At 33.7% G+C, this 21,465-nt stretch carries 18 protein-coding genes; 8 read left to right on the forward strand and 10 right to left on the reverse strand.

The annotated features are described in order from the left end of the window. Positions 1-232 precede the first annotated feature (232 nt). Positions 233-922, reverse strand: coding sequence for an IS1/IS1595 family N-terminal zinc-binding domain-containing protein (locus Anndu_RS17740; protein WP_464104231.1), 690 nt, complete (start codon positions 920-922; stop codon positions 233-235). Between the two features lie 538 nt (positions 923-1,460). Here Anndu_RS17740 and Anndu_RS17745 point away from each other — a divergent pair. The 3 genes from Anndu_RS17745 to Anndu_RS17755 all read left to right on the forward strand — a co-directional run bounded on the left by Anndu_RS17745 (position 1,461) and on the right by Anndu_RS17755 (position 3,755). Beyond that, positions 1,461-2,315: a tyrosine-type recombinase/integrase gene (locus tag Anndu_RS17745; RefSeq protein WP_464104232.1), complete on the forward strand. Its 855-nt coding sequence runs from the start codon at positions 1,461-1,463 to the stop codon at positions 2,313-2,315. 15 nt (positions 2,316-2,330) lie between these two features. Further along, a complete protein-coding gene (locus Anndu_RS17750) occupies positions 2,331-3,191 on the forward strand; it encodes a tyrosine-type recombinase/integrase (RefSeq protein ID WP_464104233.1) in 861 nt (286 codons plus the stop codon). Positions 3,192-3,452: 261 nt separating this feature from the next. After that, positions 3,453-3,755 (forward strand): hypothetical protein, encoded by a 303-nt coding sequence (locus Anndu_RS17755; RefSeq protein WP_464104234.1) that lies wholly within the window; start codon positions 3,453-3,455, stop codon positions 3,753-3,755. Between the two features lie 259 nt (positions 3,756-4,014). Here Anndu_RS17755 and Anndu_RS17760 read toward each other — a convergent pair whose 3' ends face one another. The 9 genes from Anndu_RS17760 to Anndu_RS17800 all read right to left on the reverse strand — a co-directional run bounded on the left by Anndu_RS17760 (position 4,015) and on the right by Anndu_RS17800 (position 12,514). Then, positions 4,015-6,126, reverse strand: a complete 2,112-nt coding sequence (locus tag Anndu_RS17760) for a nuclease domain-containing protein (RefSeq protein ID WP_464104235.1) — start codon at positions 6,124-6,126, stop codon at positions 4,015-4,017. A gap of 22 nt (positions 6,127-6,148) precedes the next feature. After that, the gene (locus tag Anndu_RS17765; RefSeq protein ID WP_464104236.1) at positions 6,149-7,885 is read right to left on the reverse strand and encodes an AAA family ATPase; all 1,737 of its coding nucleotides are present in this window, start codon (positions 7,883-7,885) and stop codon (positions 6,149-6,151) included. Between the two features lie 271 nt (positions 7,886-8,156). Further along, entirely contained in the window at positions 8,157-8,468 is a 312-nt protein-coding gene (locus Anndu_RS17770; RefSeq protein ID WP_464104237.1) for a hypothetical protein, read from the reverse strand. Positions 8,469-9,147: 679 nt separating this feature from the next. Beyond that, complete coding sequence (locus tag Anndu_RS17775) at positions 9,148-10,512, reverse strand: transposase (RefSeq protein ID WP_464104238.1); 1,365 nt, start codon at positions 10,510-10,512, stop codon at positions 9,148-9,150. Next, entirely contained in the window at positions 10,502-10,792 is a 291-nt protein-coding gene (locus tag Anndu_RS17780) for a hypothetical protein (protein ID WP_464104239.1), read from the reverse strand. Before Anndu_RS17780 ends, Anndu_RS17775 begins: the two co-directional genes overlap by 11 nt. Positions 10,793-10,930: 138 nt before the next feature. Next, a complete protein-coding gene (locus tag Anndu_RS17785; RefSeq protein ID WP_464104240.1) occupies positions 10,931-11,419 on the reverse strand; it encodes a hypothetical protein in 489 nt (162 codons plus the stop codon). 8 nt (positions 11,420-11,427) lie between these two features. After that, positions 11,428-11,640 (reverse strand): hypothetical protein, encoded by a 213-nt coding sequence (locus Anndu_RS17790; RefSeq protein ID WP_464104241.1) that lies wholly within the window; start codon positions 11,638-11,640, stop codon positions 11,428-11,430. Positions 11,641-11,804: 164 nt separating this feature from the next. Beyond that, a complete protein-coding gene (locus tag Anndu_RS17795) occupies positions 11,805-12,191 on the reverse strand; it encodes a hypothetical protein (RefSeq protein ID WP_464104242.1) in 387 nt (128 codons plus the stop codon). Next, positions 12,173-12,514 carry a hypothetical protein gene (locus tag Anndu_RS17800; RefSeq protein ID WP_464104243.1) on the reverse strand — a complete coding sequence of 114 codons (342 nt, stop codon included), beginning with the start codon at positions 12,512-12,514 and terminating at the stop codon, positions 12,173-12,175. Before Anndu_RS17800 ends, Anndu_RS17795 begins: the two co-directional genes overlap by 19 nt. 159 nt (positions 12,515-12,673) lie before the next feature. Between Anndu_RS17800 and Anndu_RS17805 the strand changes: the two genes are divergently transcribed. The 5 genes from Anndu_RS17805 (at position 12,674) to Anndu_RS17825 (ending at position 21,413) form a co-directional block, all read left to right on the forward strand. Beyond that, on the forward strand, positions 12,674-12,925 hold the full coding sequence (locus tag Anndu_RS17805; protein ID WP_464104244.1) for a hypothetical protein: 252 nt from the start codon (positions 12,674-12,676) through the stop codon (positions 12,923-12,925). A gap of 447 nt (positions 12,926-13,372) precedes the next feature. Then, a complete protein-coding gene (locus tag Anndu_RS17810; protein ID WP_464104245.1) occupies positions 13,373-17,023 on the forward strand; it encodes a hypothetical protein in 3,651 nt (1,216 codons plus the stop codon). 125 nt (positions 17,024-17,148) lie between these two features. After that, positions 17,149-17,817 (forward strand): nucleotide-binding protein, encoded by a 669-nt coding sequence (locus tag Anndu_RS17815; RefSeq protein ID WP_464104246.1) that lies wholly within the window; start codon positions 17,149-17,151, stop codon positions 17,815-17,817. Further along, on the forward strand, positions 17,801-18,040 hold the full coding sequence (locus Anndu_RS17820) for a hypothetical protein (RefSeq protein ID WP_464104247.1): 240 nt from the start codon (positions 17,801-17,803) through the stop codon (positions 18,038-18,040). Before Anndu_RS17815 ends, Anndu_RS17820 begins: the two co-directional genes overlap by 17 nt. 148 nt (positions 18,041-18,188) lie before the next feature. Next, complete coding sequence (locus Anndu_RS17825; protein WP_464104248.1) at positions 18,189-21,413, forward strand: ATP-binding protein; 3,225 nt, start codon at positions 18,189-18,191, stop codon at positions 21,411-21,413. The last annotated feature ends 52 nt before the right edge of the window (positions 21,414-21,465 follow it).

The raw sequence follows: 21,465 nt of genomic DNA on the forward strand, positions 1-21,465 counted from the left end.
TCATCAACACAAGTCAGTTCATTCTACCATCTCCGTAGCAATCGTGTCAAAACTGCCTTACAGCCAAGGTTTTATCATTTCCGTCGTAATGGGACGAAAACGTACGCACTTGGCTAAAACTCATATAGACTAAGGGTTTGACACTTATCTCGGCTCGATCGCGCCTAAAAGAAATCAACTTGCCCAATGTGAGTAGCAATCAGATCAAAAAAAGTTAACAGTGGCTATTGAGTTATTCAACATCTTCCTGGGCGATCATCCATTGGTGACGAAGACTATTGACAAAATCAGATAAAGTCTCAGGTGATCGAGACTGACAAGGAGATAAACCACTGGGTAAAATATTGGAACGACTGCGAAGATAGGTTTCAAAACCTTGGGAGAGCGAATATCCCTGTGCTTTTAAATTATCCACAATTTCCTTCGCTTGGGCGGTGATCTTAACCCAGATCTGTTTAGATTTTGTTTCCGTTTCGATTTCTCCACGCCCTCTTAAACTTTTTTGATTTAATCGTTTTTTGGGTTGATGGGTGAACATTTTTTGCAGTTGAGCTACATCAGTTAAATCAATCTCGCTTAAAAAATAACGGAAAAAACGCTCTACTACCTCTGCTTGACTCAGTTTACGATAGTTTGCAATTTTATCTAAAATTTCTCTGGCGGTAGGAGTTAAAGCCAGAGACTGTTTGTCTGATTTCGCCGAAGCATAAATCTCTCCCACCCCACGCTCACTTTGATGCCCCTTCTTGTTGAGATGGGAATAGGAAGGCTTGATCTCTACAGAAATCGTCTTGTGACAGGTTGAGCAAATATATCGTTGTTTTCCTTGTTTAGTTTTGCCATTTTTACGCAAGATTGGAGGTTGACCTTTTTTTAAATCAGCACAATTAGGATTTTGACAGTTTAAGTTTTCTTTATTCATCTCAATTTTGCCGTTGAGGTTCTTTACTTTTTTCTGATTATAACTGACCTTTTGCTGAACATTATTTTTGTTAAGTTTTGTTACATTAAATAAAAAAGTTGATGATTTTTTTCTAATAGTTATTAATTAATGAGTTAGGTCTTGTGGTCTCCCCAACAATAAGCATTTTTGTTACAGAAAAGCCCTTGACATTGAAGGAAAATTAATTCATTATTGCTATTAACACATCAAGCTATCTTTTGTTGATTTGTTAGTAAGAAAAAAACAAAAGATGTTTTTTTCTTTATTCATAAACAGATGCCTTTTCTCTATGTTTTAGCCATCTGATGAAGCAGTATTTGCTTAGTAATACATAAAACTAACGCACAAGTAATTAATCTTAAATTATTACTTGTGGACGGAAGAAACTGCTTTTTTTTTGACCAAGACAAATGTAGAGCTATCAGAAAATAATCTTACATTTGTTGGCTCAAACTAGAAACATAGTTAAGGCTTATCTGTTGATAAATTATCTTGAAAAAAAAGGAGATTAAAAAATATGAAAATAAATGGTAGAGGACAAGCTAAAATTCTTAGTCCAGAAGTATTAGAACACCTTTGGAGCAAAGGTTTTCTCTGTAGTAGAGACCGAGCTTTGTACCAACTTTGTTATTATTTAGCTTGTCGTTGTGGTGAAGCTAGACAATTATTTTATTCTGATGTTTTTGACTCCTTGGGTAATGTCAAAGAAATCATTGTGATCTCCAAAGAAATTACCAAAGGCAAACAGGCAACACGCAGTATTAGTACAAGCCCAAAATTAGCGGTTACTCTGAAACAATATCAACAAGAATCACAAGAATTACTCTCGATTTATCAGCAAATCGGTCGGTGGGACTATCAAAGTCTTGATTGTCCTTCCATCATCGCGGAAGATGGCTCAATCTGTTGTCCCCAATGTCAAAGTCAAAACTTGACAACTGCTGGTTACAGTCGAGGGAAGAAAATCTTAAAATGCCGAGATTGTGGTTATCGGTTTCAACAAAAAACGGCTTTTTTAGAGTTTCCTGAGTTAAAACAAAGAGTGCTGGAATTGGGAGTTTTCAATTCTAGTTCCTACGGTTTCCTCTTTCAAGACTCCAATCATCCCTACCTTTTTCCCGGCTTTGGGGGCAAGGGTTATATATCTAGCACGGCGGCACAAGAAGCGTTTACAAAAGCCGTGCAAAGACTGGGCATTATTGGTGCTTCAACTCATAGTTTTCGGCGGACTGCTTTAACAACTATGCACAAAAACGGTGTTCCTTTGCGAGTAATTCAGAGGATTTCTGGTCATGTTAGCCTCAAAAATCTTCAACTCTATTTAGAGGTGACACCGGATGAAATCATTGATGCTATCAATAAATTACCTTAATAAGGAGAATAAATTATGCTTACTAGAAATAATAATGGACAAGCTAAAATTCTAACCGAATCTGAATTAAATCGGGTTTTAGCTTACTTTAAATATAGTAGAGATAAAGCCATCTTTGGGATTTGTTTTTATACAGCCTGTCGAGTCTCAGAAGCTCGACAAATGCACAGAATTGATGCTTTTCATGGGGACGAAGTATTAGATGCCATCATGATTCGGGGGGAAAATACGAAAGGGAAAGGCAGAACTCGTATTATTCCTACTCATCAACGACTACGAGGAATTTTACAAGAATATCATCAGAATGCCCAAGAACTTCTCAAACTCAGAAATATTTTTGGTGATTGGAGTCCCCATAACTTAAATGCCAATGGTAATCTGTTTCTGGATTCAAGGATTCAATGTCCTTGCTGTTTGTCTTCAAACTGGAGTAAACAGGGTTTAGATCGTCGGGGTCGTCAAATTAGACAAAAATATCGCTGTAATAACTGTAAAGGCTATTTCCAAGGGTCTAAAGCGATTGACTCTCCTAGCTCTCAAATCATTGAATATAACCCTTTAGGAGTGCTTTGTACAAGTAATTCTGGTTTTTTAGGGGAAAATCCCCATAATCCTTTCCTGTTTCCGGGTCGACAAAATCAAGGCTGTCTTAGTTTAAGAACTGCTCTTACTATCTTTGAAACTGCTTTTAAGGACCTAGGGATTGAGGGGGCGTCTTCCCATAGTTGTCGTCGCTCGGCTTTGACAATGATGCACCGAGAAAACATTGTGTTAAGGGTGCTTCAAGAAATTAGTGGCCATAAAGACCTTGGGGCTTTGCAACGATATTTAGAAGTTACTCCTGAGCAAACTCAGGCGGCGATTAATCTTTTATAAAAAAGTTGTCTTAGCACATAATTATAAAATTGTCAAGGGGGGGCTAAAAGGCGATATTTTAGCAGACAAGACTGAAATAGGCTCTGTGTCTGCTTTTCAATTTTAACTCAAAATCTTATTAATTTTTAACAATTTTGTGTCAAAACCACAAAGGCAGAGAGCATCAGGGTTTATGTTTTGTCACATAACCCCTAATTTTAAAACAAAACGGGAATTCGTTGATCTATCAATTATTTTTGTGACAAAAAAAGAGGAAAAAAAATGGCAAAATCTGGTCGCCCTCGCAAAAGAGGTGGTGGTGGTCGTCCTTCCAACTGGAACAATAGTTCTACTTCAACCATTCGAGTGCCAACGATCTTAACTTCGGTATTATTGGAAATAGCCCATCAGTTGGATCAAGGGTTGAAGGTGCCTTTGGTGATTGATCCGGAAAAATTGAGGGTTTATCCTCAAACCAAGGTGGAGCAAATTCCTCAAAGGGCTTTACGCATTTATAAAAGTTCAGGCAAAAAGGTGATTAGAGTTGAGGATTTAATTGGTATTTTACAGGGATATTCTGATTAAGTTGCTTTCTTCCCTGTAAGGAACTGGGGATATGAGCTTTATTGTCAATTAGTTCCAAAATTGCAAGACAGTTTACAGGGGTTGAGTTTAACGCTCGTTGGAAACTAGGTTAAATCAAGTTTCTTAATCTCTTTAGGGAGCGATCGCTCCTAGATCGCTCCCTTTTTCTTTTGTTAACTATATCAAATTCAAGCGATTAATTCAGGTTATGCTATTTATGTTTGCAGTTCGCTACACATAAATAGTATTACCTAAAAAGTTAATCACTCCCACATTCAGGACATCTATACCACCAATTTTTTTCAGGTCTAGCGTTATTAGCGTTATTGGAAAGACGATGAAAACTATCTTGACATTTTAAAAGTTTATGTCCTGAGCCATTACACCAATGATCTAACCAGAAATTACCACATTGAGGACAAGAATAACAAGCTCCTTGTGTTCTACTGTTTGTTATAGAGATAGGCTCTTTCACATATTCACCACAACAAAGACAGATATTAAGCAATCTGCTATGATACTGTAGCACCATTTTTAAAATTTTTTGCAGTTGTTTTTGTAAATTTCCTTGAGTTTTTGAAGTATCTGGAATTAAAGAAATTGCTCCATATTTATGAGAAACATATCCTTTTTCCTTATCAACATTAATATTATCTGTAAATTGAATATATGGAGTTTTATCTTTTAGTTCTCTTAATTTTTCTTGTAAAGGAATTTCTCCCCAATAATTTATAGTTGTATTACTATTAGTATCACTATGAAGTATAAAACTAGCTGTGGTATTAAGTTTGTTTAAATATTTATCTCTAGCAGTTCCTAAAATATCATCAATTAAGACACCTCCACCTTGTTTAGAATAATCTCTATATTTAGCATCAAAACAGTAATTATATGTATCATTCGGAGTAATAACTGTTATATAAATATCAGGTCTTAATCCACTACCATTAACATAAAATCTTGGTTCATATTTAAACTTAACAATTAATTTTTGATTCTTGTCTAATGTTCTTTCTAAAATAAATTCTTGATCTTTTGGAATTTCTAATGTTCCTGTGTATTTATTAATTTTGATACTTTCCATTAAACTTAAACTTTTTTTAGGTGGTTGCATATTGCCATAAACTTGAAAAGCATTATATAAATTGATTAAACACCAAATTTCATAAATATTCCATACAGGGCGAATTGTCCCATTTTGAGTAACATCTAGTAAGGATAATATTTTACTAACTTTATTTAGAGTACCTCCTTTAAGCTTTCTAAATTTCTGATAAATAGCACCATAGTTAGGATTTCCTGTTAGACGTAAAGAACTTGAAGATATATTATTCGGTGTTTTGATATTGGCAAGAAATGATGAATTTCTAATTTTTTTAGCCCATGATATATAAATTTTTAGTTCTAGCAATTTTTGACTTAAACCATCTTTATATTTTTGCTGTTTTTGTATAGGATTAAAATAATTATTTTTTGCTTTTTGAATAAGATTAAATTGTTGTGGAGATAAGGCTCCTAACTTTAAGTTTTCAGGATAATGTCTTTCATCTATATAGATAGAAGTTCTTAGATTCTTTAATAATTCAACAATATTTTCTCCTAATTTAATTAAATAATTATCCAAAATATAACATAAAAATTCATTTTCAGGACAATTAACAGATTCTATACGAGACATTCCTATCATGCTCTTTTTTTGAGGATTAATTTTAGCTTGTATCAGCATTTGAGGAAAAGAATGAGCTTTATTAATATTAACAATTCCCTTTTCATGTTTAATACTTTTTAACGGACGTTTTGCGATCGCTGACCAATTAGCCTTAAAAACTTCAGCTAATTCAAATAAAGATGTTGCTGTTACAATATTACCACGACCTGCTAACCATTCATATCCATGATTAAGTTCACCGATTTTTTCTTGAATAGGAATATCTATATTTCTATTGACACAACTGCTAGAAGAAAGAGCTAATAAACCTATTTCTTTAATCATTTGTTGAAATTGTTGCTCTGAAAAATTAGCAACTTCAATAAATAATTGAGCCGAAGGAGAATCTTCTAAAATTTTTCCTGATTGATCGGTTAATTTAGCTGTAATTAATCCACTTCCACCCCCTTTTCCTCCAGCATTTTTAATTGTTTCATATAAAACTTGGTTTTGTCTTTTGGTTATATTTGGTAGTTGCCATAATCTATTTTTAAATTCTAATTTGATAGAAGGATTCCCTTCAATAATTATTCCACCATTCCATTCATGATCTACTTGTATAAACCAATTTTTATTATACTGAATAGTATATTGAATCCCTTGATCATCTTTATCAAAAGGACTTCCATATTTATCAACAAAATAAAATTTAGGGTAATTCATAATTCAACCTCTTTTAATCATTTTAAAAATTAGAAAAATATTGAACATTAGAAATATTATCATCATTAATTTGGTTATTAAAATTATCAATAATTTTTGCTGGATCATAACCATGATAATCTTTAATATTTTCTTCTAACCATTTTTTTAATAATGCCTGTTTACTTTCATTACCTTCATTCTTAATAAAATAAATTCTCGGCATAATTTTCATAAATAAAAAATGTCCAAGACATTCTTGTTGATTAAATCTTAATATAGTGGAAATATTTTTAAAAGTTTTATAAAGATTTTTAGCACGATAGCCTAAAGGAATAGCTAATTTATTGTCAACTAAATATTGATTCCATTCTTTTATTATATTCCAATCATCTTCTATATTAACTTGATTTTGTTGATTTTTAATTTTGTCAAACCAATCATCTAAAGTGACTTGTTGATCTTGAGTTGATTCATCAGAATTATTAGGTAATTCTCCTATCTTATCATCATCTAAAAAAGGTACAGGAAAAGTAATTACAAATGAACGATCAATCACTTTAGGACTTAATTGATAAGTTGTTTCATCTGAATTTAATGTACCAATCAACACTAAGTTTTTTTCAGATAATTTTAAAGTTGATGGATAAGTTTCATCATTTCTTTTTTCTGAACATATTTCTTTATAAATATCATTTGAATATAATTGTATATCTCCCTTATATTCTAATTGAGATAATAAATCAGAACCATAATTTTCTATTCTCGCCAAATTAAGTTCATCTAAACAAATTAAATGTAATTTATTCTTTTTCGCATTTTTAATTGCTGTTGTCAAAGAGGAAGGACGAAAAATATTATTAACAGAATCATAATAACCAAATAAATCAGAAGGATCTAGCCATGCTGGACGCACAGGAATAATATTATGATCTTTTTCATTTCCTAATATTTTAGCTGATTGTTTAACTAAACTTGTTTTTCCAACCCCAACCGAACCGTTAAGGAGAATTAAACTTCCTTCGATTAAAGAAGTAATTAAAGCTAGTAAATAACTATCGGTAATATTTTTACTTAAACAAAATTCATTGGTATTTCTTAAATCTTGTAAATTTTTATTCCAATGACTATAAATATTCTTTAAAGAGGGATAGTTAAAAATTTCATTTTGATTAGAACTATTGAAATCATCAGGTATTAAAATACCATATTTTTCAGATAAATATTGTTCTTTTTGTTCAATCAATTTATTTTTATCTTTGACTTCTTGTTCTTTTTGCTCTATTATTTGTCTTTGTTCTTCATTTTTTTCTGAATCTTGAGAAATTTGTTCTTGTAGTTCTATAGCTCTTAAAATTGCATTTTCTTCAATTAATTCTATGTCTTTTCTTAATTTATCCCTTAAATAATCCAAAATAAAATCACAAAGTTTGTCTATATCTTCTTTTGTTTCTATATCAATTTCATCTGCTACGGGATCAAGTTGATCACCTTTACTATCAGTCCCTTTTTTTCCTATATTTCTCCATTTGAAGGAAACATAATCATTTTCTTTTAATTCGTTTCCTGATTGATATTTCGCTGGAATATAAAATTGTTGTACTTTTTGATCATCTTCTTCTGTTCTTAAAAAATTGATTAACGGAATTATTACTTTTCTCTTAGACTTCAGTTGAATCTGTCCGGGCAAACCATATTGATTTTGTATTTCTTCTAAAATAGCAATATCAATTGCCCAAGTTTTAGGACTAAAAGGTTGACAATCTTGTGAGTATGTCATATTACAATAATCTTTATAAATCCAATTATTTTGTATAATCTCGTTAAAAAAGAATTATACTCTATTTTTTACACTTATCTCTGCTATACATCTTTTAGCACTCGCCAAAATTTGCCAACGGGTGTAAATCTAAAGCAGTAGGCATCAAATTCTTTTGAGGATATTTTTATTTGATTTTATAATAACCTCAGTCCGCTACAGCTATTTAAGTATTTACCTTCAGAACTTTACTAAAATTTTATTGGCAAATACTTAAATAGCAATCTTGTAATTAATCATCCTTTCTCATATCTCGGCAAATTTGCCAGTCAACAGCTATAGAACCGGATTCGCTAAAACGTTTATTTATTTTTTGCAAAAAATAACGTTCAGCTTTTTCACTTGCAAGTAGTAAAGGTTGATCAATATAATCTGAGAAAACGAGTTTTTTATCTCCTTTTAATTCAGTGTTAAAAGCTCCTATGGCGATAACTTTAACAAGACTTTCTTCCATATCAAATAAATCTTCATAATCTTGTATGTTATCTAAAAGAACTTCTAGCCATTCAGAAAAAGAGGTTGTTGCGGTCTGAGTTGTTTGCATAGTTACCCTCCTTGAGGTAAAAAAAATTTTTTCTCTTGTATCATAGCTTCAATTTATTGAATATGTAAGTCTGATAAAAAATACTTATTGTTGTTATTTTGGCTGAATAAAGGCTATTTTTAATAACATAGGGGGTTAATGATGATAAACACTCATTAGATAACAATAGAGAGTCAAAGTAAGGTAGTTAGTTTGCAATAGATAACTATTAAAAAGACAATCAAATTGATTGTCACAATATTTAACTAACAACACATAATATTAATTTTTATTATGAATTATAAAAAAAGGAGAACAATTGATTAGTTCTCCCCATCAGATAACTCTTTTTTACAGGCATAACTGTTATATTCGTCAAGAATTAAAGTCATAGGAGGGTGGCCGAGACACATAAAAAAAGGTAAATTATCTAGGTCAATGCTTTGCTGTATATAGCTTTGACAATTTGAGTAGCAATCATGTCAAAAACCACGCTAAGGCTAAAACCCATATATACTAATGCTTTTAGACTCATTTCGCACTTTTTGACACCGATCTCGGCACAGGGGGAATGGCTCGATCTCCCCTAATTAGAAAATCAACTTGTTCAATTTGAACAAGTTGATCTTTAATGAAGTCATGTTTGATTTAGAATAATTAATTGATTCAATCTTTACAGATTAAGCCAAAAACAACATTATTAATTGTCCCTAAAAGTTTTATTACAATCCTTACATTTTTTTCTATCCTTCCCCCATTTAATAATATTAATAGAGTCACAATGTGGACAAACATTTTCCTCCGTTGTAGGTGGTTGGTACTCTATTTCGTAGAGATTATCAAGGTATTGCGCCAACTGTTGTTGTTGTTGGTAGTTACCTACATTACCCTCAATATAAGGAGTGTAGTGATTGGGTGGAGGCAGTGGCTGTGGGTGGACGGTAGTTGTCATGTAGTTGCCCACTGCCTGATTTAAGATTAATAAAGGTAGTTGATTAATGGGAAGTAAATTTAAAGGAGGATTGCCATGTTTCTTAAATTTACTATAACTATGATGGGTTGGATGTAAGGCAATTTGAACGGGAACACTACCAGAAACAACGCAGGGATAAGCTATAGATTTAATGTATTCTTTTTCTGGGGTATTCTGTTTGAAATTATTATTAATTATTGCCCGTGCCGATGCACATAAACCAATGATAAAATAGTTATTCAAATACTTCTCAGAAACGTCTAAATCTGTAGCATTATGAGATTGATTTAAGATGATAAATGTAATACCAAATTTACGCCCTTCAGAGCCTAATCTCTTAATAGCTGACTTTACATTTTTAGGGTTTTCAAATCTCTCTAAACAAGCATTTACTTCATCACAGAAAATGATTAAATCATCTCCCAAAGATAACTTTTTCTCCTTTAATTCGCATCGGTGATCAAGTTCATTAAGAAGCCATTTAAGCACCTTTTCAATTTGTTCGATTCTGCCAATAGATTTTACTCCAACTTGCTCCCATGTATCATTCCAATGAGGATCCATGGCCAAAACTTGCGCAGGTTTTTCTTGAGTAAGAAGCCCGGCTAACCAACAAGCCACGCTCGTTTTACCACTGCCACTGTTACCGCTAACAATAAAGCCAACTGCCTCATCAATACAGTCATACCAGTCATAAAAATCAAAGCCAGAAGCCGAAGGTTTTACCTGTTCAACCTCATCATCAATGCCTTCATCCTGATAGTTATTCTGGGGTAAATAACGAGGTTGGAGTTGATTTTGATAGTATTGATCATTTAAGGTTTTTAATAGCGTTAAATTGTTAACAAAGTTGTTTTCTTCAAGATGTTGATTGCCATTAATAAACATCTCCATTTTATTTAATTCTGATAATAGATAAAACGAGATTTTAACTGCTACTACTCCCATCCCTAATCCCCATAATCTCAGATTTTTATTATTAGTTTTTAATGGAAGAAATAGGGTAACACATATTAAGCCTACTATAATAATATCCGCCCCGATTGATGTGATTAAATGCAGTCGTTTTACTGGTTTTAAATTATCTAACATTACTCCACCTCCAGACTATTACAAAAAGATTAAAACTAATCCACATAAATATAATGGCAAGATTAAAACTTTCCGCATCTTTGATTAATAAATAATCAAGTAATTTCTTGAAAAATTTTATAAATAAATCGTCATATTTATATGCTAGATAAAAGATTAAATTAGTGATAAGATAGAGTAATAAAGCAACCAGTTGGGAACGAACATCAATCAAACTAAATTCACTGATAAAGCCTGATAATAGGGCAGTGGCAAGTGATAATAAGATAAATTTTCTCATAAAAATAAGCCCGATTTTCAGTGTTCAGTAATCAGTCATCAGTTAAGTTAGTTATCAATCATTATTAATCTATTAACAAATTTTACTAACAACTTTTTACTAAACACTGATTACCGATTACTGATTACTGATTACTGATTAAAAGATTGATTCTTTGATTGACTCTTTAGATGCGGAAAAAATAGCATTTACTTTACTATTTGCATCTTCAATATAACCTTGGCCATCTGCTTTTATTCTTGCCAGTTGTACCCTCGTCCCTTGTAAATGTTTATTGATAACTCCTTTTAGCTTTTGGTTAGAAACTTCAACATTAGCAACTGCTTTAATATGTTCAGTAAGTGCCTCGTTATTCTTAATAGTTTCCTTGGCAACTTCTGTACGGGTTTGAAGAATTTTACGCCCATTTGCTGACTGTTTTTTAAAGGTGGCTTTGGCTTGATTTTCCTGTTCAACTACTTCATCAGTGGCGAGTTCAAAACCCTCTTTTCTGATCCCTTTTACATTCTGAAATTGAATGTTTCCGACATCGGTAGCACTGAAGCCTCCGGTGGGAGAATGCCAAGCATCTAAGTTAATAGAATTATCCCCATTAATTGCTGTTTTATTAAATCTTGAAAGTGCCATAATTTCTCCTAATTATTGTTAATTATTACTGGTGTTTGTTGATTATTATTAGATTGATTACCAATGGTCACGGCACAGAATAAACTAATAATAATTATGGTAAAGATGATAACCGGATTAAACCCGTGAATCTCATCGGTAGAGCTACTTTTGCGACGTTTGTAAATGATTTCAACATCATCATCATTCACAACTAGAAATTTATCGTCTTTGTTATTCATGGTGTAAAATTAGTTTGAATTGTTATTTAAAAGGAAGGGATAACCCAACCTTGATGAGATGTACCCCCCTTCAGGCAGGGGGATATATCTTCTTTTAGAAGGGTGAGAGCAGTTTGACTGCCTGTGAGAGACTATCCCAAAAAGTCTTTTTACCAGTTGCCACCTCAACTTGACGCACAACCCGTAAGTTGTGGTAAGGATGAGGATGGCTGAAAAAAAGCTTTGATTTCCCCTACATTCATTGATTCCATTGCTGAGTCGGCATTTGACTTATAAGCTCCAATCACTTCATCCGTCAGAGTTTTGCCTTTTGTTGAGCCTAACCCCGCTTTTTGGACAAATTTTTGGATTGTGAGAACGTCTTTTATCTCAATCAACATATCACTTTCAATCTCCGAAACTTGATCAAGTAATCTGTATTGGTCGGCTGTAATTTTCGGTTGATTCTTGTTAGTTTGAGGAGATTTTTGTTGAAAATTTGTTTGACTTTCTTCAGCAAAAATTTCATCAAAAGCTTCATTGATTTTGTTATTTATAGGTTGGCTTGACATTTTATATCCTCCCAATTTTTGTAAAGTTCTTTGAGTGCAAGTTTCTCATTGTTGAAAAACTTTTGAATATAGACAAGGGAAAAGATTAACAACAGACTTGTTCTATCTAATCCCTGTGAGCGTAGTTGATAAGTAAAACCAAAGGGTTTTTTATTGTTAGCTAAAAGAGCCGTTTCCGCATCCCGAAGAAGTTTGTGATATTTCCGCCATGTTGAAGGAGCAATCCCACAAATTTCCTGCACTTTGGCAACGGAAAATCCAAACCAATTACTAGGAATAGCGGAATTAAAGCTATTAGCTATTTTTGCGCTATCTAGTTGCATATTTACTTGACTTTTGCTATTTTTTTGCTAATATTAAATTATCTCTAAAAATTTTAAAAAACAAGTCCGATTCGGACATATTTTTATACAAAAAACGAAACACCCCCAGACTGGCATCTGAGAGTGTTTCTAACCAAGTTAACCTGTATGGAGGTCAAAATGGCTGATAAGGATTCTAACATGGCACGGTATAACGTGCTAAATCGCCCTGTTCTATCCCCAAAAGAATTTGTGGAACGGGTGATTAAAAATAAGAATTGTTCTATTACAAAGGCAATCTCAACCTCAGCGAAGTTACTAGGAGTGAGTGAAGGTAGCCTCAAACATTGGTATTATGGCAGGAAAAATCCGGTGGAAATAACTGTCTATTATTGGTGTGCTGAAGTAGCCCAAGAGGAGGGATTGAGCTAATGAATCATTTAAAAATTTGGCAATTTGACTGCGAACATTAACTCCAAACTTTAGTGCAAACTCATCATTAAAAAAATTTGGGGATTAATAAATAAGATTAACCAACTGCGATCGCCTTCGATCACCTTCGGTGGCACTGTGTGATCGCGCTAACTATGACCTCAAATCTTGAAAAGGTTGTGATTGTCATAAAAATTAACGATGGAATTTGGTTATGATCCGGCAAAATGATTACTAACTAATGACTTTGCCGAATCGAACCAAAAACAACGTCATTTATAATTCAAATTTGAGAAGAATCAATTTCTTTCTCAAAAATTTGATAAAGTAAAAACAGGCAATTAAATAACCCAGTCAGTCCGACCAAGACTTTTTTACTGGGTTTGTGCCTCCACCTGTTGATCCTAAAAATGTCATAGGAGAGGATTGCGCTAAGCGCATATTTTTTTGAAAACAATTAAACGCCGTGTTATAGCACAGCCTTCAATAATGATTTTACGAAAAAACCATACAGATACCATGATAATAACTCAAAAACCCGCAAATTGTAAAGAAGTTAATTTATCCTATAGTGGCAGATGGACTTACTATCGAAAAAGAGAATGCCCCGTCTGTAGTACACGCAAAGATTGCCGAAGTAAAGGCGAACTGCATTTCTGCCGACATGACAATCCTTGTGACGACTATACTTTCCTTGGTCATGACCGCAATGGCTTTGGCATTTATAAGCTAACTGATTTAATTAACCAAGAAAAACAGGAAAATAAAGAAGAATGGTTACGGCAAAAACAACAGGAAAAAGAACAAAGAATTAAAGAGGAAAATGCCCGACGGGAAAACTCTTTAAGCCTTAATCAACGTGACCAAGAATTAAGAAAATTAATTAATCAATTAATACTTAAAACCCAGCATGAGCAAAATTTAATTAAACGGGGAATGGGTGAAAACCACATCAAAAAACGTGGCTATGTTTCCATTAACCAATGGCAAAAATTAACATCCCAAGTCAATCATCAATTAGCCGGAGTAGGTATTTCCGGTTATTCCTTAAGTAATTATCACAGTGGTTTTATCGTACCAATTACTAATATTAAAAATCAAATCATTGGTTATCAAATCGCATCGGATGATCGAGAATCGGCTAAATATGTTTGGGCAAGTTCTAAAACCTCAAAACGCCCTCATGGAGCAACTTCCCACCTCAAAGAATATGTCAGGGAAGATGGTACAGGTGAACTGCCCTTACAAGTAACAGGTAATCAAGAAGGGAGAATTATATTAATTGAAGGAACGCTCAAACCCGATGTCTGTGCGAGTTTGAGCCATGATTTATTCATTGGTGCATCCGGCGGAAACTTCCTTGGCTCTCAAAATCAACTTCAAGAAACTTTACAAATACTAGGGCTAGAAACTATTTATTATGCCCCCGATGCAGGGAGTATAAGTAATCCTAATGTTTTACGACAAATTATTCAGAATATTAAATTAGTTCAAACATGGGGTTACTCCATCAAAATTTTTGATTGGGGGCAACTGTGTGATCAGTCTAAACTTGATTACGATGAGTTATTAAATTCTGGAGTGATACCAGAAATTAATGAGATTGACGGGGCTGATTTCCTAAATCAATACGACGAGCGCCTTGAGGGAGAAATTAGCAAAACTGAATTTGAAAGAAAATTTAAACCCACGATCCCAGAATTAACTCAAGAATACTATATCCCCTCACAGCAGTGGTATTCGTGGATCGAAGAAGAAGAAAAATTTAATTTAATTTTTGAGTTAAAAAGAATTGCCAATCAACTGCCAAAAACCTTTAAAAAAGGATTTGGTTGGTTAAGCAAAGAATTTTTCCATCAATTTTCCACTACTAAAGTTAATTTACCAACACAAATTAATTATCCTGATGATGTGCTACCTTGCCCTGCTGATTACGAAGGGAAACCCGCTCCCAAAATCATCTTTGCCGAAGGTAAACAAAATGAATTAATTGTGAAATTAAAGCAATTAGGATGGAGTGATATTGCCATTACTTCCTTTATGGGTAGCGGAAAATCCCATCAAATCGGGCAATTAGAACCCTCTGAAGGCTCTAAATATTGGTATTTTGACAAAAATCATAACAACGTCTCTACTCCCACGATCCGAGACAATTATGAAAACCTATTCCCCCGTCATGATGGGATATACAAAGATAGTGAGGGTAACTTAAAAGTCGCTCGAACTCGTCAGCAAAAAGAACAGGCTCTTATTCCTTCTAATTGCCATCGTGCCGATTTATTTACTACCTTAGCTCAGAAAGGTTATAATCCCAATCAGACTACCTCCGATGGTAGCCTCAACCCAATTTGTGCTACTTGCCCTAGTGCCTTTGTTTGTACTCAAACAGGCTACAGAGGGCAAAGAAAGGATACTTTAGCACATCGTAAAATTAGATTAGATCTTAATAGCGCTCCTGTTGATTTTGATTACTCAAAAGATACAGCGATCATTGAAGAAAGTGGCTCTCAATTAACCCGCCACCAAACTCTTTATCTAACTAATCAAGATCTTGAACAACAATTAGCACAAGCCTTTAAAAATGAGATTGATTTAACCTCTTTACGTCCAGTTTTATTGGCAATTAGTGATTATTTATCAGGAAAAAATATCCCACTTTTACCATTAAATGAATCTGTCGAACATCCTTTATATGGTATTAATCCAGAAAATTTAAAAAATATTTTACCCCTGCCACCTTCCGAACTTGAAAATATCATTAATTTCTTAATTGCTAATGAATTAGACTTAGCAGAAATTATCCCAGATTCGATCGGTAATGTTGAGAAAAAATATAGAAGCATCGCTCAACTAGCCAGAGCAGAAATGTTAAAAGAAGCGATTGCTAAAATTAACCAACTCCCTGTTAATGGTTTAGTTTACTTTCTTCAAATTTGGGGCGGTTTGAAAAAAGGAATTATGAGAATAGTTAAGGTTAAACATCGCAATCAAGCCGGAGAAGTTACCTATACTGAAAGACAATTAAAATTAACCATTGAAGATACTAAACATCAAGATTTATTCTCCCAATTTAAAACTAGAATCTATCTTGATGCTACCTTCAATCGTACTTATACCGCTAAAATTCTCGGTATTAATCCTAATCAAATTATTGAGATTCAAGAGGAATTACCAAGTTTTAAAAATCTCACTGTTTATAACACCCATCTTGAGGGTTTAGGCTCTAATGGTATCCCTTCTGATGCCTGTCAAGAAAGATTAAAAGCTTATAATGAATATGTAGTTGAACATAATCAAAATGTCTCAATTCTAGGTTTTAAAATCTGGGGGTGCGATAATTATTGGTTTAATCATAACCGAGGTACTAATAAATTTAAAGGTGTTAACTATCTTTTAGGCTTTGGTTTACCCTACCCCAATATCGGGGATCTCCAAGATAAATATCATCTTTTATTTGAGAATGAATCCGATTTTGAATCCTTCTATGAGGAAGCCGTCAGAAATGAGGTGATTCAATTTATCGGACGGCAACGAGTACAATTGTACCCTGAACAAAATTTTATTCTTGATCTAGTTTCTACGGGTAGCAATCTTGATTGGTTAACGGATTTATATGGAATTAATGTGATCAATCAAAACGCTTTTGATCTTTGTAAGGGTGCAAGAAACGCCAAGCAAAAATCCCGCTTTAAAATCTTAGAGGCGATCTCATCCTGTAAGAAGGCAATGTTAAAACTTACCCAAGTTAACATCGCTAAAATCTCCGGTTTATCACAACAATTAGTCAATAAACACTGTAAAGCCTTTCAGGGTGGTTGGAGCGCCTTAATTAATAAATACAACTCGCCCTATTTAAACTCTAATAGCGACCGTTGTAATTTTAATCCCGAACTGGATGATTTATTTCGGGAATGGCTCGGCTTGGATCCAATCGAAGCTGTACAGGAATTTATAGATATTATTGTTAATCAGGGGTGGGAAGCCTTTAAAGCCTATATCAATCAAGTATCAGGGGAAATCAAGTACCGAATTATTGGTTTATTAACTCCTATTTTTGCTCCAGACATAGCCAAGGTGATTTTAGATAGTGGGGGTTGAAAAATTCAAAATTAAGGGCTAACTGAATACAAATTTAAGGGATTTTTTCATAACCCTAGTTTTACTGTGTCTATCTGTCAAGAGGCTCGATCGAGCCTCAATTTTGACTTGTCTAAAAACCACAAGTGGGTTATAATTTAGGAAAGAAAGTAAGAAAGCAAGAAAAAAAGAAAGTAATGTATATTATTGCCATCACAGGTTATAAAGGAGGGGTAAGTAAAACCATCACGGCCATTCATTTAGCAAGATTTTTGGCCGATTATGGCTCAGTCTTATTGATTGACTCGGACCCCAACCGTTCAGTGGAAAAATGGGCGAGTCGTTCTCCTTCTCCTCCACCTTTTAAAATCAAAAATGAAAAGTCAGCCCCTGCTCACATTGCCGGAAATGATTTTTTAGTTTTGGATACCCCCGCTCGGCCTGATAGTAGTGAACTGTCGGAAATAAGTCAGGAAGCGAGTTTAACCATTTTGCCTTGTTTGCCCGATGCCATTAGTCTTGACCCCATGTTACAGATGTTTCATGACTTAGCTCCTTGTGCTAACTATCGTGTTTTAATCTCGATCGCGCCTCCCTATCCCTCCACATCGGCACAGGAGTTAAGGAGGGTACTTGATCAAAATCAAATCAGAGTCTTTGAGGGAGAAATCAGGCGTTCAGCCTCTATTATCAAAGCCATCGATCTAGGCTTAACGGTGGCGCAGATGAAAGGGAGAGATAAAATCCCTTGGCAAGATTATGTCACGATTGGTAAACAAACATTGGAGGCAATTAATTATGAGCAGACTAAGTAAAGTTTTTGACACCGTGAAAAGTTCAACTCAGGCTGAGACAGAAACAACGAAAGAACTAAATAACGAAAGCAAGAATGAAAGAAATAACGAAATCGTTAATCTTAATTTTAAAGTAGATGTGCAAACCAGACGCAAGATCAGGCAATATGCGGCCAAACATGATAAGTCTCTTAAGGAAGTGTTTGAGGATGCACTCAATTTTTATATAGAGCATCATCCTTAATATTTTTGCTCAATTATAGTTACTATTACCTATTCCCTGACTTCTTGTCGAAGTTGATTGAGCAAAAATATTTGTGCAAAAGGGCGCACAGTGTCACAATGAGAGAATTAACAATCCTGTTTTCGAGTAAAAGAGAAGCCTTGCGACTATGTTACCTTCTGTTTTTGAAACCTGTAATCCTAGAGCCGAAATACTTTCCGGTGAATTAACCCTTGATCTATTTGCCGCTAAATTACGTTTAGTGGTAGAGGGGAATGCTCCCAATGTTTATCAAAATGCTGATCTCTTTTTTACTAATACTTTTCCCACTGAAGGTATTAAAACTCTGATTAAAGAGGTATTTAGTCGTTTAACCGGTCAAAATTCTGGTTCGGCGGTGATCCGTTTAGAAACCAGTTTTGGGGGCGGTAAAACCCATGATGAAATTGCTTTATTTCACCTATGTAAACAGGGCAGAAATATTACTAATATTGAGCGGTTTTGTGATTTAGAATTATTACCAATTACCCAAACTCAAGTATCTGCAATTGATGGTAGAGATTTAGATCCAATTAATGGTATTTATCATCAAGATACGGGTATTACCACCTATACTTTATGGGGTGAAATTGCTTATCAAATTGGCGGAATTAAGGGTTATCAATTATTACAAGAAAGTGATCTAACTGGCATTAGTCCGGGTACTTCCGTCATGGAAAGATTACTAGAAAAAAAACCCACTGTGATTATTTTAGATGAAATTGCTCGTTATTTAAGTGCGGCTAAAGCTAAGGCCATTCTTGATAGTAATTTAGCGAAACAAGTGGTTAACTTTTTATTTTCTTTAATGGATTTAGCCGCTTCTAGTAATTATTTAATTTTTGTTTATTCTTTGGCTTCCTCTAGTGATACTTTTGCCCAAGAAACCACAGAATTACAGGAATTAATTAAGGCTTCAGCCCGTCAAGAAAGGGTATTAACTCCTAGCACTGATGTGGAAATTTATAATATTGTTAAACAGCGTTTATTTGAGTCAGTTAATGATAGTTTTGCCCAAAAAGTAGCTCTTGAATATTTAACCACGATTCGCACTTGTCCGGTTAATTTGCCCGATGGTAGTAAGGAAGCAAATTATGCTCAAACTATTGCCCAAAGTTATCCTTTCCATCCTGAATTATTTAGTTTATTAACCAAAAAAATTGCCTCTATTGATGAGTTTCAAAAAACGAGAGGGGCGTTAAGATTATTGGCTCAAGTTATTCGTTATTTATGGTTAAATGAGTCTAATCATTATCTTCCTTTAATTCATTCTCATCATATTCCGGTGGGTATAGATGCTGAAGTTACTAATGAGTTAACTTCTAAGTTACAACGTCAACAAATGCGTAATGCCATCGGAGCAGATATTTATAATATTGATGGCAAGAAAGCCTACGCCCAAGTACATGATGAGGATTGGTTACTATCAGGAAAACCGCCTTTTTCTTCCTATCTAGCGCGCACAATTTTTCTTCATTCTTTAACTCAAGGTATCTCCTCTGGTATTCGCAGAGCAGAATTAAATTTATCCTTATTAACGCCCAAATTAGATATTAATTTTGTGGAAAATGCTTTACAAAAATTAGTGAGTGTGGCATGGTATTTAGATGATGATCCTATTACTTCTTTAGCCCGTTTTAAGGAAGAACCTTCTTTAAATAAAATTGTTTCTGAAGAAAAGGAACAAGTCCACCCTTCCACCGCCAAACAGGAGTTAAGAAATCGTAGAGATAGTATTTTTGCTAAGAAATTTTTTACCTTAATTTCTAATATTGAAAATTCCTCGGATGTGGACGATCGCGCCGATGATCTAGCTTTATGTGTGATTGATTTTGATGAAGTAACGGTAAATAATTCAACCGATGAAGCCCCAAGTTTACTACAACAAATCTTTAATAATACAGGGGAATCTGGTAAGTTTAGAATCTATCGTAATCGCCTAATTTTCCTATTAGCAAATAAAACAGAAATAATTAGGGCAATTGATGTAACAAGGGAATATTTAGCGATTCAAAATATTCTTAAATCTGGCAGTCGTTTAGAAGACTTATCCGAGAGTCAACAAAAACAATTAAAAGAGAGATCGGGGGCGAAAGATTTAGAAGTAAGAATCGCATTAACTAACGCCTATCGTCATTTATTTTACCCCGATTATGACCCAGTTAAAGCACCTTTAGGTTTAAAACATTATACCTTACCCGCCCAAGATTCTAGTACAATTAAAGGGAAAAATAATCAACAGGAAGTAATCTTTAAAGCCTTAAAAGATTGTGAAAAAATCCGCTCAGGAGAGCCTTTAAAACCCTTTGCCCCTGCTTATATTTTACAAAAAGTTTGGAGTCAAAATTTAGATTATTTAAGCACAAAAAGTTTAAAAGAAGCCTTTGCTAAAGATTTAAGTTTAAAATTTTTAATTGAGGCGGAAATTTCTTTATTAAGGGATACCATTAGAAAAGGTTTAACTGATGGTATTTGGGATTTAAAAATCGGGGAAAAAGTATTTATAAAAACGGAAGATCAACCCTTAATTTTACCCGATACCATTGAATTTAGTGAAAGATTTATCTTATATCGGCGGGGTATTTTAAAATTACCTGAGCCGAGAATAATTGAATTAAATGCCCAATTAATTATTAATACGGAAACGGAAAAAAGAGCAAGGGTAAGATGGAAAGCAAAAGAAGCATTAACCGTTAATTTATTCGTCAATAATCAAGAAATTACGGGTAATTTTCGCCCTTCTGATGAATATGAAATCGTGATTAATCATGACACCAATTTTAAAATTATTGCTCATTATGGCAATGAGGAAATTGTTAGTCAAGAAACCACTTTATTAATCAATCAAAATAGTCAAACTAAGGTAAAAGAGCGAGAAAGTAATTATCAAACTCAAGACATCCCTAAACCAGAATTTTTAAGTTTTGAAGGGAGTATTAATAAAACCTTTAATGAGTTTAAAGATGCTTGTTTTGACTATAAAATAAAAGGGGTTTCCCTCTTAGAAATTACGGTCAATTCCATCATGGATTATCGTAAACTAGCCACAGCCATCTCCTTATTAAATAAACCTCAATTATATAGTTTAAATATAGATCAAACTATTACCATACAGGCACAAGGGCAGTTTGTTAGATTAGAATATCAAGGCGATTCAAAGGGTTTTAGTAGCTTTTTTAATACCTTAAATACCCTATTAAATGCGCCTAATGTTCAAGCTGATTTAAACTTAAAATTTAGTTTTGAATTTAAGGAAAATGTAAACCCCGAAGGCTCAGAAATTAATTTAATTTATCAAGGTTTACAACGTAACCCTGTAGAGCGTTTAAATTTGAATGTTAAAGTAAACTATTAAAATTTTACCCTCAAACTATTAATCTCGCCGTGAAATTCATTTCACGGCTAAT

The organism is Annamia dubia NIES-4383 (genome assembly GCF_055394725.1).

What these genes read in the sequence shown, in the direction of transcription:
- Anndu_RS17755 (WP_464104234.1), top strand. Translation starts at nt 3,453, where the DNA reads ATGGCAAAATCTGGTCGCCCTCGCAAAAGAGGTGGTGGTGGTCGTCCT.
- Anndu_RS17775 (WP_464104238.1), bottom strand. Translation starts at nt 10,512, where the DNA reads ATGTTAGATAATTTAAAACCAGTAAAACGACTGCATTTAATCACATCA.
- Anndu_RS17800 (WP_464104243.1), bottom strand. Translation starts at nt 12,514, where the DNA reads ATGCAACTAGATAGCGCAAAAATAGCTAATAGCTTTAATTCCGCTATT.
- Anndu_RS17805 (WP_464104244.1), top strand. Translation starts at nt 12,674, where the DNA reads ATGGCTGATAAGGATTCTAACATGGCACGGTATAACGTGCTAAATCGC.
- Anndu_RS17770 (WP_464104237.1), bottom strand. Translation starts at nt 8,468, where the DNA reads ATGCAAACAACTCAGACCGCAACAACCTCTTTTTCTGAATGGCTAGAA.
- Anndu_RS17795 (WP_464104242.1), bottom strand. Translation starts at nt 12,191, where the DNA reads ATGTCAAGCCAACCTATAAATAACAAAATCAATGAAGCTTTTGATGAA.
- Anndu_RS17785 (WP_464104240.1), bottom strand. Translation starts at nt 11,419, where the DNA reads ATGGCACTTTCAAGATTTAATAAAACAGCAATTAATGGGGATAATTCT.
- Anndu_RS17760 (WP_464104235.1), bottom strand. Translation starts at nt 6,126, where the DNA reads ATGAATTACCCTAAATTTTATTTTGTTGATAAATATGGAAGTCCTTTT.
- Anndu_RS17745 (WP_464104232.1), top strand. Translation starts at nt 1,461, where the DNA reads ATGAAAATAAATGGTAGAGGACAAGCTAAAATTCTTAGTCCAGAAGTA.
- Anndu_RS17825 (WP_464104248.1), top strand. Translation starts at nt 18,189, where the DNA reads ATGTTACCTTCTGTTTTTGAAACCTGTAATCCTAGAGCCGAAATACTT.
- Anndu_RS17765 (WP_464104236.1), bottom strand. Translation starts at nt 7,885, where the DNA reads ATGACATACTCACAAGATTGTCAACCTTTTAGTCCTAAAACTTGGGCA.
- Anndu_RS17740 (WP_464104231.1), bottom strand. Translation starts at nt 922, where the DNA reads ATGAATAAAGAAAACTTAAACTGTCAAAATCCTAATTGTGCTGATTTA.
- Anndu_RS17780 (WP_464104239.1), bottom strand. Translation starts at nt 10,792, where the DNA reads ATGAGAAAATTTATCTTATTATCACTTGCCACTGCCCTATTATCAGGC.
- Anndu_RS17750 (WP_464104233.1), top strand. Translation starts at nt 2,331, where the DNA reads ATGCTTACTAGAAATAATAATGGACAAGCTAAAATTCTAACCGAATCT.
- Anndu_RS17790 (WP_464104241.1), bottom strand. Translation starts at nt 11,640, where the DNA reads ATGAATAACAAAGACGATAAATTTCTAGTTGTGAATGATGATGATGTT.
- Anndu_RS17820 (WP_464104247.1), top strand. Translation starts at nt 17,801, where the DNA reads ATGAGCAGACTAAGTAAAGTTTTTGACACCGTGAAAAGTTCAACTCAG.